We start from the raw sequence: 14,598 nt of genomic DNA, 5'->3' as shown, positions 1-14,598 counted from the left end.
GTGCTGACACGGCTGATAGGGGATTCGGTGGTTACACTCATGAATTACTCGGCCAGTTTGCGGGCAAACACAAAGTTGTTGTCAGGCAGGGTGGTGAAATGGCGAACGATATAGTGATAGGTATCGTCCGGGTTCAGCGTACTGAACTGCTTCGGATACACCGCTTTGGCCAGATACTCCATACCGACGATGTTGTACGGATGGTTATAGAAGTGGTGGTATACCCCGTAAACCTGACCGGCTTTAATCGCAGGAACCTGGTCGATGCCGGTACGGCTCAGCAGCGCTTTGGCTTTGTCCTGAATGTCGCTGTTGCTGGCGTCATAGCCGAACGGCAGAATCTTGCTGGTGCCGTTGCCGCGTTTGGAACCGGTCATGATGTAGGTATCGGGTTTTTCGCTGATCACTTTTTCCAGTGAGACAAAGCCGGACGCGCCCGGCAACAGTCCGGAACCGATGTTCTTCGCGCCGATGCCTTCCAGCAAGCCGCCCCAGCCGCTGTGGGAATGGGTGAAGCAGCAGGCATCGGTGTTGCCGGCGATAGGCTCAATGAACACGTTAGGTTTGGTGGCGATGCCTGCAGTCACCTTCTGGATGTTGTCAAAGTGCTGGCGGTAAAAGTCGGTATACGCTTTGGCGTTTTCTTCACGGTTTAGCACCTTGCCAAGCAGATCGACGCTGGGCGCGGTATTTTTGGCCGGATTGATTTCATAATCCACAAACACCAGCGGAATGTGCAGCGCGTTCAGTTTGCCGATCACGCCGTTTTCCATCAGAGCCGGTTTGGCACGCAGTTGGGCGATCATCAGGTCAGGTTTTTTGGCCAGAATACTTTCCAGTTCCACTTCACCCTTGTCGCTGAAACCCATGTCCAGAATGCTTTCAGACTGCGGCCATTTGCCTTTCAGCAGATCCCAGGTGGCGGTGTCCTGTTTTTTCGGCAAATTGTTCCAGGCGACCAGACGGTTAAACGGGTTATCGCGGTCCAGCAGCGCCATCGCCATGATATCGCGGCCGTCCTGCAGCACAATGCGCTGTGGTTCCTGTTTGATGGTGACGCTTTGTCCGTCGATATCAGTAACGGTGAGGGGATATTGGGTGGCGAAGCTGGTGAAGGAGGTGGTCAGTGTGGTAGCCAGCAAAAGGTGACGCCATGATTTCTTTAACATGATTCTTCCTGTCATGAACTGCTGATAGACGGGGATAATCCCCGACGCAAATGAATGAGTTTAATAATTATTATCATATAAAATTAAACTTTCACTCAACAGGGCTGAGTTGTAAAGAAAAATAATAGCAGGGGCATGCCTGACGACATGCCCACAGAAGGTGTTAACGCTTCAGCGCGTCGCTCAGTTGCTCGCGGATGGTCGACAGCAGGGATTTCACCACGCGCGGGTTACCGGCGACGATGTTGCCGGAAGCGAGATAGTTGTGGCCGCCGATGAAGTCGGTAATGATGCCGCCGGCTTCACGCACCAGCAGTTCGCCGCCAGCGAAGTCCCACGGTTTCAGACCGATTTCAAAGAACCCGTCCACACGGCCGGCCGCTACATAAGCCAGATCGAGCGCGGCGGAACCGGTGCGGCGAAAGTCGGCGCACTGGCCGAACAGCGCTTCCAGTACGCGCAGATAGCTGGCGCTGTGCTGTTTGTGCTTAAACGGGAAACCGGTCGCGAGAATAGTGCCGTCCAGATCGCGGGCGTTGCTGCCGCGCAGACGGTAGCCGTTCAACTGGGTACCCTGACCGCGGGTGGCGGTGAACAGCTCATTACGCATCGGATCGTAGACCACGGCCACTTCGGTGCGGCCTTTGACGCGAACGGCGATGGAAACGGCAAAATGGGGAAGACGTTTGATGAAGTTGGTTGTGCCATCCAGGGGATCGATAATCCATTGTACGTCCTGATCTTCGCCAACCAGTTCACCACATTCTTCACCAATAATGGTGTGCTGCGGATAGGCTTTGCGGATGACCTCAATAATCAGGCGTTCTGCATCACGGTCAACGTTGGTGACAAAATCGTTACTGCCTTTCTGGCTGGCCTCAACGGCGTCAGGCGTTTCATAGTTTTTAGCTATCAGGTTGCCGCCTTTGCGCGCTGCGCGCACGGCGATGTTAAGCATCGGATGCATGGTATCGTCCACAAGAATGTTAAAGAACAGAAAACGGCGCGGAGTATAGCAGATAGCGGGAGAAAGAGAAAACAGAGAAGTTTGTGTTAATATACGCCGGTTTTCGTTTCATATGACAGAGTCCGCATGTTACAGAATATACGCATTGTGCTGGTGGAAACTTCACATACCGGCAATATGGGGTCAACGGCCAGGGCGATGAAAACCATGGGGTTGACCAATCTCTGGCTGGTCAATCCGCTGGTCAAACCCGATTCGCAGGCCATTTCGTTGTCTGCCGGCGCCAGTGATGTTATTGGCAACGCCACCATCGTTGATTCTCTCGATCAGGCGCTGGAAGGCTGTGGTCTGGTGGTGGGCACCAGCGCCCGTTCCCGTACCTTGCCCTGGCCGATGTTGGAGCCGCGCGAGTGCGGCGTGCGCAGTATTCAGGAAGCGCAGCGCGCGCCGGTGGCGATTGTGTTCGGTCGCGAGCGCGTGGGGCTGACGAATGAGGAACTGCAGAAATGCCACTACCATGTGGCGATCCCCGCTAATCCGGAGTACAGCTCGCTCAATCTGGCGATGGCGGTACAGATCCTGTCCTATGAGGTGCGCGTCGCCTGGCTGGATCGCCAGCAACAGGGCGAGCCGGCGCATGAGGAGAGTCCATACCCGCTGGCGGATGATCTGGAGCGCTTTTATCAGCATCTGGAAGAGACGCTGCTGCACACCGGTTTCATTCGCCAGGCGCATCAGGGGCAGGTGATGAACAAGCTGCGCCGGTTGTTTACCCGCGCCCGTCCGGAAAACCAGGAGCTCAATATTCTGCGCGGCATCCTGAGCGCGATCACCAAGACCGCCTCGTCGACGGACAAGCCGCAGGACAATAGTTGAGTTATTTACTCGGTTAAATAGTTGACTGAAACACTCGGGAATGTCAGACTCATGACTGTGCTATGTATGATTGACTCATAATACTTGTCTTAATAATACATGTTTATCTTACGGATACCATTAACATGAGACTGACATCTAAAGGCCGCTACGCCGTTACCGCCATGCTCGATGTGGCGCTGCATTCAAAAGAAGGCCCGGTTCCACTGGCTGACATCTCTGAACGTCAGGGTATTTCGCTTTCTTATCTGGAACAGCTGTTTTCTCGCCTGCGCAAGCATGGGTTGGTTGCCAGCGTGCGTGGCCCGGGCGGCGGCTATTTGTTGGGTAAAGATGCCGCCGAAATCGCTGTCGGTTCGGTCATCTCCGCCGTGGATGAATCCGTGGACGCCACCCGCTGCCAGGGGAAAGAAGGGTGTCAGGGCGGCGATCGCTGTCTGACCCATACGCTGTGGCGCGATCTGAGCGACCGCATCAGCGAGTTCCTCAACAACATCACCCTGGATGAACTGGTTAATAACAAAGAGATTCTGGACGTCGCGGATCGTCAGGATGCTGACGTGCGTCGTACCGCCAACGGACGCATACAAGAAACCATTAACGTCAACTTGCGTGCCTGAAAAAAAAGAACAAAACGCCTTGAACGTTTTGAAGTGATGTACGGAGTTTAAGAGCAATGAAGTTACCGATTTATCTGGATTATTCCGCCACGACGCCGGTCGATCCGCGCGTGGCGGAAAAAATGATGCAGTTTCTGACCCTGGACGGCACGTTCGGCAACCCCGCTTCCCGCTCCCACCGTTTTGGCTGGCAGGCGGAAGAGGCGGTGGATATCGCTCGTAACCAGATTGCTGAACTGGTCGGCGCGGATCCGCGTGAGATCGTTTTTACTTCCGGCGCCACCGAGTCCGACAACCTGGCTATCAAGGGCGCGGCGAACTTCTACCAGAAGAAAGGCAAGCACATCATCACCAGCAAGACGGAACACAAAGCCGTGCTGGATACCTGCCGCCAGTTGGAGCGCGAAGGGTTTGAAGTGACTTACCTGGCGCCGCAGCGTAACGGCATCATCGACCTGAAAGAGCTGGAAGCCGCCATGCGCGATGACACCATCGTGGTGTCCATTATGCATGTGAACAACGAAATCGGCGTGGTGCAGGATATCGCTGCCATCGGCGAAATGTGCCGTAGCCGCGGCATCATTTTCCATGTCGACGCGACCCAGAGCGTGGGTAAACTGCCGATTGACCTCAGCCAGTTGAAAGTCGACCTGATGTCCTTCTCCGGCCACAAGATTTACGGCCCGAAAGGGATTGGCGCGCTGTATGTGCGTCGCAAGCCGCGTGTGCGCATCGAAGCGCAGATGCACGGCGGTGGCCACGAGCGCGGCATGCGTTCCGGCACCCTGCCGGTGCACCAGATCGTGGGCATGGGCGAAGCCTACCGCATCGCCAAAGAAGAAATGGCGGAAGAAGCGGCACGCCTGCGTAGCCTGCGCGATCGCCTGTGGAACGGTATCAACGATATTGAGGAAGTATACCTGAACGGCGACCTGGAACAGGGCGCGCCTAATATCCTGAACGTCAGCTTCAACTACGTGGAAGGCGAATCGCTGATCATGGCGTTGAAAGATCTGGCGGTGTCTTCCGGCTCGGCCTGTACTTCCGCCAGCCTGGAGCCTTCCTATGTGCTGCGCGCGCTGGGGATGAACGATGAACTGGCGCACAGTTCCATCCGTTTCTCACTGGGCCGCTTCACTACTGAAGAAGAAATTGACTACACCATCGATCTGGTTCGCAAATCCATCGGCCGCCTGCGCGACTTGTCTCCGCTGTGGGAAATGTTCAAGCAGGGCGTGGATATCGGCAGCATCGAATGGGCGCATCATTAATTCGCAGGAATCAGGACGTATATTATGGCTTACAGCGAAAAAGTAATTGATCACTATGAAAACCCGCGCAACGTCGGCTCGTTTGATTCGTCGGATCCGAGCATCGGCAGCGGTATGGTAGGCGCACCGGCCTGCGGCGACGTCATGAAGCTGCAGATTAAGGTTAACGAGCAGGGAATCATCGAAGATGCCCGCTTCAAAACCTACGGTTGCGGTTCCGCTATCGCCTCCAGCTCGCTGGTGACCGAGTGGGTGAAGGGCAAGAGCCTGAACGAAGCCGAATCCATTAAAAACACCCAGATCGCCGAAGAACTGGAACTGCCGCCGGTGAAAATCCACTGCTCGATTTTGGCTGAAGACGCCATCAAGGCCGCCATCGCCGATTACAAGAGCAAACGCGACAAATAACGGGCAGATGAATTAGAGGTTTGCTATGTCGATTTCCCTGAGCGACAGCGCTGCGCAACGCGTCAATGCCTTTATGGTCAATCGCGGCAAAGGCATCGGCCTGCGTCTGGGTGTGAGAACATCCGGTTGTTCCGGTATGGCGTATGTGCTGGAATTTGTTGATGAACTGAACACCGATGATGTGGTGTTTGAAGACAAGGGCGTGAAGGTCATTATTGATGGCAAAAGCCTGGTCTACCTTGACGGCACCGAACTGGATTTCGTCAAGGAAGGGCTGAACGAAGGCTTCAAATTCAATAACCCTAACGTTTCCAGCGAGTGCGGTTGCGGCGAAAGCTTTAACGTCTGACCGCCGGTCGGCCTGTTGACCGACTCCCGCCGCTTTGTGTGCTCCGGCATGTAAAGCGGCGGGCGCGCATTGATTGTCTGCGAACTCAGAGCACACTATGGATTACTTTACTTTATTCGGGCTGCCGATTCGCTATAACGTGGATGGCAGCCTGCTTGCTTCCCGGTTTCAGGAACTGCAGCGCCAGTTTCATCCCGACCGCTTCGCCGCCAGCCCGGAACGTGAACGCATGATGGCGTTACAACAGGCTGCGACCATCAATAATGCCTATCAGGCGCTGAAACATCCGCTGAAACGCGCGGAGTATATGTTATCTTTGCACGGTTTTGATTTAAGCAACGAGCAGCATACGCTTCATGACACCGCATTCCTGATGGAGCAGATGGAACTGCGCGAAGAACTGGACGAGATTGAACGTCGTCCGGATGCGGAAACCGCATTGGCGGCATTTGCACAGCGTCTGAATGGGATGATCCGTCAGCGCAGCGAGCAAATGCAGCGCGAGCTGGATGAGGAATCCTGGCCGGATGCGGCGGATACGGTACGTAAACTGCGCTTTTTTGATCGACTCCGGCAGCAGGTTGAACAACTCGAAGAACAATTGCTGGAACGATAAGTAAAATTCAATCCGGCGGGACCGTCGTTGGCCATATGGCCGTATCGTCGCCCGCCCGCCAATTGATGGAAGCTCAATATGGCCTTATTACAAATCAGTGAGCCGGGGCTGAGTGCGGCGCCGCATCAGCGTCGTCTGGCCGTCGGGATTGATCTGGGGACCACCCATTCCCTGGTCGCCACCGTCCGCAGCGGTGAGACGCAAACGCTGCCCGATCATGACGGACGCGATCTGTTGCCGTCTGTCGTCCACTACCATGCCGACGGGCTGACCGTTGGTTGGGAAGCGCGCCAGCAGGCGGCGGCCGACCCGGTAAACACCGTCAGTTCCGTCAAGCGGCTGATGGGACGCTCGCTCTCCGATATCCGTCAGCGCTATCCCCATTTGCCTTATCGGTTTGAAGCCAGTGAGAATGGCCTGCCGGTGTTGCAGACCGCCGCCGGCCCGCGCAACCCGATTCAGGTGTCGGCCGATATCCTGACGGCGCTGACCCGGCGTGCCGAAGAGGCGCTGAATGGGCTGCCTGACGGGGTGGTGATTACCGTGCCGGCCTATTTTGACGACGCCCAGCGTCAGGGCACCAAAGACGCGGCCCGGCTGGCCGGTCTGCATGTGTTGCGCTTGCTTAACGAACCTACCGCGGCGGCGATTGCCTATGGGCTGGATTCCGGCCAGGAAGGCGTGATCGCCGTGTATGATCTGGGCGGCGGCACTTTCGACATCTCTATTCTGCGTCTTAGCCGCGGCGTGTTTGAAGTGCTGGCCACCGGCGGCGACTCCGCGCTGGGCGGCGATGATTTCGACCACTTGCTGGTCGAGTGGATTCGCGAGCAGGCCGGGATCACGGCCCGAGACGATCATCAATTGCAGCAGGTGCTGCTCAATACCGCCATACAGACCAAGATTGCCTTGAGCGACGCACAAACCGTGCCGGTATCGGTGGCGGGCTGGCAAGGCGACATCACCCGCGAGCAGTTCAACACGCTGATTGCGCCGCTGGTGAAACGTACGCTGTTGTCCTGCCGTCGCACGTTGAAAGACGCCGGCGTTGACGCGGATGAGGTGAAAGAGGTGGTAATGGTCGGCGGCTCCACCCGTGTGCCGCTGGTGCGTGAGCAGGTAGGCGAATTCTTCGGCCGCACGCCGCTGACGTCTATCGATCCAGACAAGGTGGTGGTTATCGGCGCCGCGATTCAGGCCGATATTCTGGTGGGCAACAAGCCCGACAGCGAAATGCTGCTGCTGGACGTGATTCCGCTGTCGCTGGGGTTGGAAACCATGGGCGGGCTGGTCGAGAAAGTGATTCCGCGCAATACCACCATCCCGGCGGCGCGCGCGCAGGAATTCACCACCTTCAAGGACGGCCAGACCGCGATGATGATCCATGTGTTGCAGGGCGAGCGTGAGTTGGTGCAGGATTGCCGTTCGCTGGGGCGTTTCACGCTGCGCGGCATCCCGCCGATGCCTGCCGGCGGCGCGCATATCCGGGTGACGTTCCAGGTGGACGCCGACGGGTTGCTGAGCGTGACCGCGATGGAAAAATCCACCGGGGTGGAAGCCTCCATCCAGGTGAAGCCGTCCTACGGTTTGAGCGACGACGAGATCGCCGCCATGATTACCGATTCCATGCAGAACGCGCAGAGCGACATCGGCGCGCGTCTGCTGGCCGAGCAGCGCGTGGAAGCGGCGCGCGTGCTGGAAAGCCTCAATAGCGCGCTGGCGACGGATGCCGCCTTGTTGAACGACGAAGAGCGAGCCGCGATCGACGTCGCCAGCCTTCAACTGCAACAGGCCGCGCAGGAAACCGACGCCTCAGCCATTGAGGCCGCGATTAAAACATTAGATCAACAAACCCAGGAATTCGCCGCCCGCCGTATGGATGAGTCTATCCGCCGCGCGCTGGCGGGGCATTCCGTGGACGAGGTATAACATGCCCAAGATTGTTTTTCTGCCGCATCAGGACTTGTGTCCGGAAGGGGCAGTTCTGGAAGCGAGCAGTGGTGAAACTATTCTGAACGTGGCGTTGCGCAATGGCATCGAGATTGAGCACGCTTGCGAAAAATCCTGTGCCTGCACCACCTGTCACTGTATCGTCCGTGAAGGATTTGATTCGTTGGCGGAAAGCACCGAAGACGAAGACGACATGCTGGATAAAGCCTGGGGGCTGGAGCCGGAAAGCCGTCTGGGCTGCCAGGCGCGCGTCGCCGATGAAGATCTGGTGGTGGAAATTCCGCGTTATACCATTAACCACGCACGCGAGCATTGATAGGGGGAGTCATGGGACTGAAGTGGACCGATAGCCGTGAAATCGGCGAAGCGCTGTACGATCTCTATCCTGATGTCGATCCGAAGACCGTGCGTTTCACCGATTTGCACCGCTGGATTTGCGAACTGGATGAGTTTGACGACGAGCCGGAAGCCTCTAACGAAAAAATCCTGGAAGCGATCCTGCTGGTGTGGCTGGACGAAGCCGAATAACCAAACTGGTCAACGGGCTGCCTTGAGGCGGCCCGTTTTCTCTTTTTTATCATGGCGATAATGGGCTGATGATAATCAGGCCCAATCTGGAGTAGATGTATGACAACTGAAGCGATGCTGATTACGCTTTCCCATCAGCCAGCGGACGCCCGCTGGGGTGAGAAAGCCTCGTTAACCGCCAATGAGCAGGGATTTACCATTCATCTGTCCGGCGATAAACCGCTGACCGTCATCCAGCGCGCGGCCCGCAAAATCGACGGGCAGGGCATTAAACACGTCAAACTGGCCGGTGAAGGCTGGGATCTGGAAAGCAGCTGGGCGTTCTGGCAGGGATATCGCGGTCCGAAAGGCAAACGCGCGGTGGAGTGGGCGACACTGGCGGACGCGCAGCGACAGGAGCTGGATCGTCGTCTGAAGATCGTTGACTGGGTGCGCGACACCATCAACCTGCCGGCGGAAGATCTGGGGCCGGAACAGCTGGCGACCCGCGCTATCGACCTGCTGTGCAGCGTGGCGGGCGAGGCGATTTCTTACCGCATTACCAAAGGCGAAGATCTGCGTGAGCAGAACTACGCCGGCCTGCATACGGTAGGGCGCGGTTCCGAACGTTCGCCGGTATTGCTGGCGCTGGATTATAACCCGAGCGGCAAGGCGGACGCGCCGGTGCTGGCCTGTCTGGTCGGCAAAGGCATCACCTTTGATACCGGCGGCTACAGCCTGAAAGGCAGCAGCTTCATGGATTCCATGAAGTCCGATATGGGCGGTGCGGCGACGGTGACCGGCGCACTGGCGCTGGCGGCGGCCCGCGGCCTGCAGCAGCGCGTGAAACTGTACCTGTGCTGCGCCGACAACATGGTGAGCGGCAATGCGTTCCGTCTGGGCGATATCATCCGCTATCGCAACGGTAAAACCGTCGAAGTGATGAATACCGATGCCGAAGGGCGTCTGGTGCTGGCTGACGGCCTGATTGACGCGTCTGAACAGAACCCGCAGTGGATTGTTGACTGCGCGACCCTGACCGGCGCCGCCAAAACCGCGCTGGGCAATGATTATCACGCGCTGTTCAGTTTCGATGACGCGATGATCGATTCACTGATGGACAGCGCCCGCCGTGAAGGCGAACCGTTCTGGCGCCTGCCGCTGGAAGAATTCCACCGCCAGCATTTGCCGTCCAACTTCGCCGAGCTGAATAACGTGGCCGGCGCGGCGCATACCGCGGGCGCCAGTACGGCGGCGGCGTTTCTGTCTCACTTTGTGAAAAACTATCAGCAAGGCTGGCTGCATATTGACTGTTCCGCCACCTACCGCAAGTCGGCGGTAGAACAGTGGTCTGCCGGCGCAACCGGTCTGGGCGTGCGCACGCTGGCCGACTTCCTGCTAAGCAAAGCGGGTTGAGCCATCTGTTCAGACAGGCAGAGATGCTAAAACAGGGAACGGACGCTGTTTGTAAGGTTGCAGGCAAACCCTATAAGTGAAAAACGAAGGGTTTTTCTGGCGTCAAAAACTGTGCTGAGGTGAGCGACTTCGCCGGGTGAGCCGCATGGACGCGGCGAAAGCCCGTGCCGCGCCGGACAAAAACGCCGGGAGCGTTTTTGAACAGCGTTTGCGCTGGCCCGAAGGGCGAGCCCCAGGGATGGGGCGAGTAACCGCGTCACGGGCGGCCCGAACAGCGAAGTCGAACGCCGAAGGCACCGCGTCAGCGGCACAGTTTAGCCACCAGCCAGTGGTCAAGGAGAGGCGGCGCTGAGCCTCTCCTTGTCGTGCGTGCGATGGAATGGCAAAGAAACTACACCGTTTATCCCGCACGAAACTATTCACTGACCAGACAAAATTCACCGTTCGCAAGACAACACGGCTGTTTGTCTACAGCTTCACTGGGAGCAAATGCTCCCCCCTAGTGTTGTACTTACCGCTAACGTTAAGCGTTGAGGAGAGTTATGGAGTTTTCACCCCACAATCGGCTGGAAGAGGTGTTAAAGCTGGCCGCATCGGAACCGGCGCACCGGCCCGAGTTTTTCAGCGAACTGCTGGAGGCCACGGTGTATGTGCTGGGCCACAGCGAAGAAGACCAAACGTTTGGCGAAGGCAGCCTGCAGGCAGGCAGCGGGCTGCAGTTGCAGCACTGGGAAAAACCGGACGGCCATTCCGCGATTCCGTTCTTCTCGTCGCTGGAGGCGCTGCAACTGGCGGTGACCGACGAGCAGGCGTTTCTGGCGCTGCCGGTCAGAACGCTGTTTGATATCACCCGTGGCGCAACGCTGTTTCTGAACCCCAAGCTGCCGTATGGCAAAGAATTTCTGCCGCAGGAGATCGAACACCTGTTGTCCGGCGAGGGCAGTAGTCTGGTGCAGCAGCACATTCTGGATGGCGGCACCGAACTGAAAATCGGTATTCCGGCCGAGATGCCGGCGCAGATGATCGATTCTCTGACCCAACTGTTCAGCAAACACCGTAACGTAAAACGGGCGTTTTTGGCGCAGATTCAGGAGCCGGATGAAGAGCAGCCGCACCTGCTGATCGGTCTGGATGCTGATGGCGACGACTTAGACGAGTTGATTCAGGCGGCCGGATCGGTGGCGACCGATACCCAGCCGGACGATCGCCCGATCGATCTCTGTCTGGTGAGCAATGAGCAACCCGGCATCAGCCACTTCCTGATTCGCCATACCACGCCGTTTTACGAGCGGAAATGGGGCAGTTTCCTGCGCGAGTTCAAGAATAGCGGCCAGGCATAGCTCACGGCTAAAGGCGGAACGAAACGAATAAAAAAACGGCACGGGCGGATTTGCCCTGTGCCGTTTTTTTTACCGGCGAATCACCCGGTGACGACGGGCACGTCGTCCCGTGCGCCCCATTCGCTCCATGAACCGTCATAGAGCGAAACCTGCGGCGCGTTGAGCACAAACAGCGCCAGCATCACCACCGATGCCGTCACGCCGGAGCCGCAGCTGGCGACAATCGGGCGGCGGATGTCGACGCCGGCCTGATGAAAGATAGCGGCCAGCTCGTTTGTCGGCTTCAGCGCGCCGCTCTCAACCAGCAAGTTCCACGGAACGTTGAAACTCCCCGGAATATGACCGCGGCGCAGCCCTGGCCGCGGTTCGTCCACCTCGCCGAGAAAACGGGGAGCGGGGCGGGCATCGACAATCTGCTCGTCGCCGGTTTGACACAGGGTCAGCACGTCATCCAGCGAACGAATGGCGCCGGCGGCGGGCGTCCGGGCGTGAAACACCTGGGCGGTCGGCGAGACGTTGCCCTGTTCCAGCGGCATCCCTTGCTGCTTCCAGCCCGCCAGACCGCCACTCAGGATCGAGATGCGGGCAGCGCCTGCCAGCCGCAGCATCCACCAGGCGCGCGGCGCGGAAAACAGGTTGCCTTCATCGTAAATCACCAGATGCTGCTGCTCGTTCAGCCCCAGTTTGCCCAGCGCGTCGGCAAAGGCGGCGATGTCCGGCATCATGTGCGGCAGCGGGGTTTGATGGTCGGAAAGGGATTCGATATCGAAAAAGACGGCGCCCGGCAGATGCTCCGCCCGGTATTCGGCGGCGATATCGCGCGTATCATTGCCCGGCGGCAACATGCGGGCGTCAATCAGGGCGATATCAGCATCGTGGCGATGGTCGTTCAGCCAGGACGCGCTAACAAACAGTCCGGCGGCGGATGTGGACATAAAACCTCCCCGTGTGGGCCGGTTCTTCGGCCCCGAATGAGACAAGATATTGCATTGTCTGGAATTTTTTTGACCCGGGCAAGACGTCTGACGTTAACGCCGCGTCTGGATCAATCCTGTTATATACGTATGGGTAATCAGGATAAATTTTTTTTACGAAAATGTTATTTTCCCGATGGGAAAGTCATGGCGGTGCCTCTATAATCTGCGCCACTTTACACTGGCTGGTATTATAATTTTATCAAACCGGCTGTTACTGAATGTTGTTGGATGAGGCCAATATGACGGTAGAACGTACCTTCTCTATTATCAAACCGAACGCAGTTGCCAAAAACGCAATCGGCGCGATTTACGCCCGTTTTGAAAGCGCGGGTTTCACTATTATTGCTTCTAAAATGCTGCACCTGAGCCGTGAGCAGGCGGAAGGTTTCTACGCCGAGCATCAGGGCAAACCGTTCTTTGACGGTCTGGTGGATTTCATGACCTCCGGTCCGATCATGGTTCAGGTACTGCAGGCCGAAAACGCGGTGCAGCGTAACCGCGATATCATGGGCGCCACCAACCCGGCCAACGCACTGGCTGGCACGCTGCGTGCGGATTACGCCGACAGCTTCACCGAAAACGCGGTGCACGGTTCTGATTCCGTAGAGTCCGCCGAGCGTGAAATCGCTTATTTCTTCAGCGCGGACGAAGTTTTCCCGCGTACCCGCTAATTCTGGCGAAACACCGCCTTCCCCGGTAAAAAATGCGGCTGAGGTAGCGCGGGTGTTATAAAATTTGTACAATGCCGCGCCCCGGATGAGCACGTGCTCAGCCGGGGCGTTTCTTTATTATCCGTTTCCCTTTCGCGCCATAACGTGTAACAACGAGGCCATGAGTCAATTTATGTCTGAGCAAACCGTATCTCCCGTCGTCGCTGTGGCTGACGCCATCGCCGTTGCCGCTAACAGCAATGAAAAAATCAACCTGCTGGATTTCAACCGTCAGCAAATGCGCGCTTTTTTCGCCGAACTGGGTGAAAAGCCGTTCCGCGCCGATCAGGTCATGAAATGGATCTATCACTACTGCTGTGATGATTTTAACCAGATGACCGACATTAATAAGGTGCTGCGCGGCAAGCTGCAGGCGATTGCGGAAATTCGGGCGCCCGAGGTGGTGGACGAACAACGCTCTTCCGATGGCACCATCAAGTGGGCGATTCTGGTTGACGGTCAGCGCGTGGAAACGGTGTACATTCCGGAAGAAGATCGCGCCACGCTGTGCGTCTCCTCGCAGGTTGGCTGCGCGCTGGAGTGCAAATTCTGTTCTACGGCGCAGCAGGGCTTCAACCGCAACCTGCGCGTATCCGAAATTATCGGGCAGGTATGGCGCGCGGCGAAAATTATCGGCGCCGCTAAAGTGACCGGTCAGCGCCCGATCACCAACGTGGTGATGATGGGGATGGGCGAACCGCTGCTGAACCTGACCAATGTGGTGCCGGCGATGGAAATCATGCTGGATGATTTTGGTTTCGGCCTGTCCAAACGCCGCGTTACGCTGTCGACTTCCGGCGTGGTGCCGGCGCTGGATAAGCTCGGCGACATGATCGACGTGGCGCTGGCGATTTCCCTGCATGCGCCGACCGATGAAATCCGTAACGAAATCATGCCGATCAACAAAAAGTATGATATCGAAACCTTCCTGTCCGCCGTGCGTCGCTATCTGGAGAAATCCAACGCCAATCAGGGGCGTGTGACCGTGGAATACGTGATGCTGGATCACATCAACGACGGTACCGAGCATGCCCACCAACTGGCCGAGTGCCTGAAAGATACGCCGTGCAAGATCAACCTGATTCCCTGGAACCCGTTCCCCGGCGCACCTTACGGCCGCAGTTCCAACAGCCGTGTCGATCGTTTTTCCAAGGTGCTGATGGAGTACGGCTTCACCACCATCGTGCGTAAAACCCGCGGTGATGATATTGATGCCGCCTGCGGTCAGTTGGCGGGAGAAGTGGTGGATCGCACCAAACGTACGCTGAAGAAAAAGATGCAACACGACACGATTGCGGTAAAAACCGTCTGAAATTGACGTCAAATCAACCTGCCTTCTCAGGAAAGCAGGTGATAAATGCGTTTTCGGGGCTTATCATACGGTGTGGTCATTGATGACCTACAACTGCACCGTGTAGGCCG

General features: G+C 57.2%; 16 protein-coding genes. 13 read left to right on the top strand and 3 right to left on the bottom strand.

The annotated features are described in order from the left end of the window. Positions 1–44: 44 nt before the first annotated feature. Positions 45–1,169, bottom strand: a complete 1,125-nt coding sequence (locus tag CPA59_RS16615; protein ID WP_038919862.1) for an ABC transporter substrate-binding protein — start codon at positions 1,167–1,169, stop codon at positions 45–47. Positions 1,170–1,332: 163 nt separating this feature from the next. Next, entirely contained in the window at positions 1,333–2,136 is an 804-nt protein-coding gene (gene suhB / locus CPA59_RS16610) for an inositol-1-monophosphatase (RefSeq protein WP_038666804.1), read from the bottom strand. Positions 2,137–2,262: 126 nt separating this feature from the next. Between suhB and trmJ the strand changes: the two genes are divergently transcribed. From trmJ to sseB, 11 genes are all read left to right on the top strand, one after another. Next, positions 2,263–3,012, top strand: a complete 750-nt coding sequence (gene trmJ, locus CPA59_RS16605) for a tRNA (cytosine(32)/uridine(32)-2'-O)-methyltransferase TrmJ (RefSeq protein ID WP_038666807.1) — start codon at positions 2,263–2,265, stop codon at positions 3,010–3,012. Between the two features lie 125 nt (positions 3,013–3,137). Then, complete coding sequence (gene iscR / locus CPA59_RS16600) at positions 3,138–3,632, top strand: Fe-S cluster assembly transcriptional regulator IscR (RefSeq protein WP_013318968.1); 495 nt, start codon at positions 3,138–3,140, stop codon at positions 3,630–3,632. Positions 3,633–3,688: 56 nt separating this feature from the next. Continuing rightward, the gene (iscS, locus tag CPA59_RS16595) at positions 3,689–4,903 is read left to right on the top strand and encodes a cysteine desulfurase (RefSeq protein WP_033569585.1); all 1,215 of its coding nucleotides are present in this window, start codon (positions 3,689–3,691) and stop codon (positions 4,901–4,903) included. A gap of 24 nt (positions 4,904–4,927) precedes the next feature. After that, positions 4,928–5,311 carry a Fe-S cluster assembly scaffold IscU gene (gene iscU, locus CPA59_RS16590; protein WP_013318966.1) on the top strand — a complete coding sequence of 128 codons (384 nt, stop codon included), beginning with the start codon at positions 4,928–4,930 and terminating at the stop codon, positions 5,309–5,311. 25 nt (positions 5,312–5,336) lie between these two features. After that, positions 5,337–5,660: an iron-sulfur cluster assembly protein IscA gene (gene iscA / locus CPA59_RS16585; protein WP_033569586.1), complete on the top strand. Its 324-nt coding sequence runs from the start codon at positions 5,337–5,339 to the stop codon at positions 5,658–5,660. 97 nt (positions 5,661–5,757) lie between these two features. Further along, positions 5,758–6,276: a co-chaperone HscB gene (gene hscB, locus CPA59_RS16580; RefSeq protein WP_038666815.1), complete on the top strand. Its 519-nt coding sequence runs from the start codon at positions 5,758–5,760 to the stop codon at positions 6,274–6,276. A 78-nt stretch (positions 6,277–6,354) separates the two neighbouring features. Further along, positions 6,355–8,205: a Fe-S protein assembly chaperone HscA gene (gene hscA, locus CPA59_RS16575; RefSeq protein ID WP_107760134.1), complete on the top strand. Its 1,851-nt coding sequence runs from the start codon at positions 6,355–6,357 to the stop codon at positions 8,203–8,205. A gap of 1 nt (position 8,206) precedes the next feature. Beyond that, positions 8,207–8,542 carry an ISC system 2Fe-2S type ferredoxin gene (gene fdx / locus CPA59_RS16570; RefSeq protein ID WP_013318962.1) on the top strand — a complete coding sequence of 112 codons (336 nt, stop codon included), beginning with the start codon at positions 8,207–8,209 and terminating at the stop codon, positions 8,540–8,542. Between the two features lie 11 nt (positions 8,543–8,553). Continuing rightward, the gene (gene iscX, locus CPA59_RS16565; RefSeq protein ID WP_013318961.1) at positions 8,554–8,754 is read left to right on the top strand and encodes a Fe-S cluster assembly protein IscX; all 201 of its coding nucleotides are present in this window, start codon (positions 8,554–8,556) and stop codon (positions 8,752–8,754) included. 99 nt (positions 8,755–8,853) lie between these two features. Next, positions 8,854–10,149 carry an aminopeptidase PepB gene (pepB, locus tag CPA59_RS16560; RefSeq protein ID WP_038919859.1) on the top strand — a complete coding sequence of 432 codons (1,296 nt, stop codon included), beginning with the start codon at positions 8,854–8,856 and terminating at the stop codon, positions 10,147–10,149. A gap of 542 nt (positions 10,150–10,691) precedes the next feature. Then, positions 10,692–11,489 carry an enhanced serine sensitivity protein SseB gene (gene sseB / locus CPA59_RS16550; RefSeq protein ID WP_038666825.1) on the top strand — a complete coding sequence of 266 codons (798 nt, stop codon included), beginning with the start codon at positions 10,692–10,694 and terminating at the stop codon, positions 11,487–11,489. An 80-nt stretch (positions 11,490–11,569) separates the two neighbouring features. On the opposite strand, the gene sseA is transcribed toward sseB, so the two are convergent. After that, positions 11,570–12,424, bottom strand: coding sequence for a 3-mercaptopyruvate sulfurtransferase (gene sseA, locus CPA59_RS16545; RefSeq protein ID WP_107760130.1), 855 nt, complete (start codon positions 12,422–12,424; stop codon positions 11,570–11,572). 281 nt (positions 12,425–12,705) lie between these two features. Between sseA and ndk the strand changes: the two genes are divergently transcribed. Beyond that, complete coding sequence (gene ndk, locus CPA59_RS16540) at positions 12,706–13,137, top strand: nucleoside-diphosphate kinase (RefSeq protein ID WP_038669379.1); 432 nt, start codon at positions 12,706–12,708, stop codon at positions 13,135–13,137. A gap of 172 nt (positions 13,138–13,309) precedes the next feature. Continuing rightward, entirely contained in the window at positions 13,310–14,488 is a 1,179-nt protein-coding gene (locus CPA59_RS16535; protein ID WP_100849967.1) for a bifunctional tRNA (adenosine(37)-C2)-methyltransferase TrmG/ribosomal RNA large subunit methyltransferase RlmN, read from the top strand. Positions 14,489–14,598 lie beyond the last annotated feature (110 nt).

This window comes from Dickeya sp. Secpp 1600 (assembly GCF_003049805.1).
Taxonomy (GTDB): Bacteria; Pseudomonadota; Gammaproteobacteria; order Enterobacterales; family Enterobacteriaceae; genus Dickeya; species Dickeya fangzhongdai.
Note: the sequence above shows the minus strand (reverse complement) of the source record. Positions and strands in the feature narration are given on the sequence as shown.

What these genes read in the sequence shown, in the direction of transcription:
- sseA (WP_107760130.1), bottom strand. Translation starts at nt 12,424, where the DNA reads ATGTCCACATCCGCCGCCGGACTGTTTGTTAGCGCGTCCTGGCTGAAC.
- iscX (WP_013318961.1), top strand. Translation starts at nt 8,554, where the DNA reads ATGGGACTGAAGTGGACCGATAGCCGTGAAATCGGCGAAGCGCTGTAC.
- suhB (WP_038666804.1), bottom strand. Translation starts at nt 2,136, where the DNA reads ATGCATCCGATGCTTAACATCGCCGTGCGCGCAGCGCGCAAAGGCGGC.
- iscU (WP_013318966.1), top strand. Translation starts at nt 4,928, where the DNA reads ATGGCTTACAGCGAAAAAGTAATTGATCACTATGAAAACCCGCGCAAC.
- CPA59_RS16535 (WP_100849967.1), top strand. Translation starts at nt 13,310, where the DNA reads ATGTCTGAGCAAACCGTATCTCCCGTCGTCGCTGTGGCTGACGCCATC.
- fdx (WP_013318962.1), top strand. Translation starts at nt 8,207, where the DNA reads ATGCCCAAGATTGTTTTTCTGCCGCATCAGGACTTGTGTCCGGAAGGG.
- iscS (WP_033569585.1), top strand. Translation starts at nt 3,689, where the DNA reads ATGAAGTTACCGATTTATCTGGATTATTCCGCCACGACGCCGGTCGAT.
- pepB (WP_038919859.1), top strand. Translation starts at nt 8,854, where the DNA reads ATGACAACTGAAGCGATGCTGATTACGCTTTCCCATCAGCCAGCGGAC.
- CPA59_RS16615 (WP_038919862.1), bottom strand. Translation starts at nt 1,169, where the DNA reads ATGTTAAAGAAATCATGGCGTCACCTTTTGCTGGCTACCACACTGACC.
- hscA (WP_107760134.1), top strand. Translation starts at nt 6,355, where the DNA reads ATGGCCTTATTACAAATCAGTGAGCCGGGGCTGAGTGCGGCGCCGCAT.
- iscR (WP_013318968.1), top strand. Translation starts at nt 3,138, where the DNA reads ATGAGACTGACATCTAAAGGCCGCTACGCCGTTACCGCCATGCTCGAT.
- iscA (WP_033569586.1), top strand. Translation starts at nt 5,337, where the DNA reads ATGTCGATTTCCCTGAGCGACAGCGCTGCGCAACGCGTCAATGCCTTT.
- sseB (WP_038666825.1), top strand. Translation starts at nt 10,692, where the DNA reads ATGGAGTTTTCACCCCACAATCGGCTGGAAGAGGTGTTAAAGCTGGCC.
- trmJ (WP_038666807.1), top strand. Translation starts at nt 2,263, where the DNA reads ATGTTACAGAATATACGCATTGTGCTGGTGGAAACTTCACATACCGGC.
- ndk (WP_038669379.1), top strand. Translation starts at nt 12,706, where the DNA reads ATGACGGTAGAACGTACCTTCTCTATTATCAAACCGAACGCAGTTGCC.
- hscB (WP_038666815.1), top strand. Translation starts at nt 5,758, where the DNA reads ATGGATTACTTTACTTTATTCGGGCTGCCGATTCGCTATAACGTGGAT.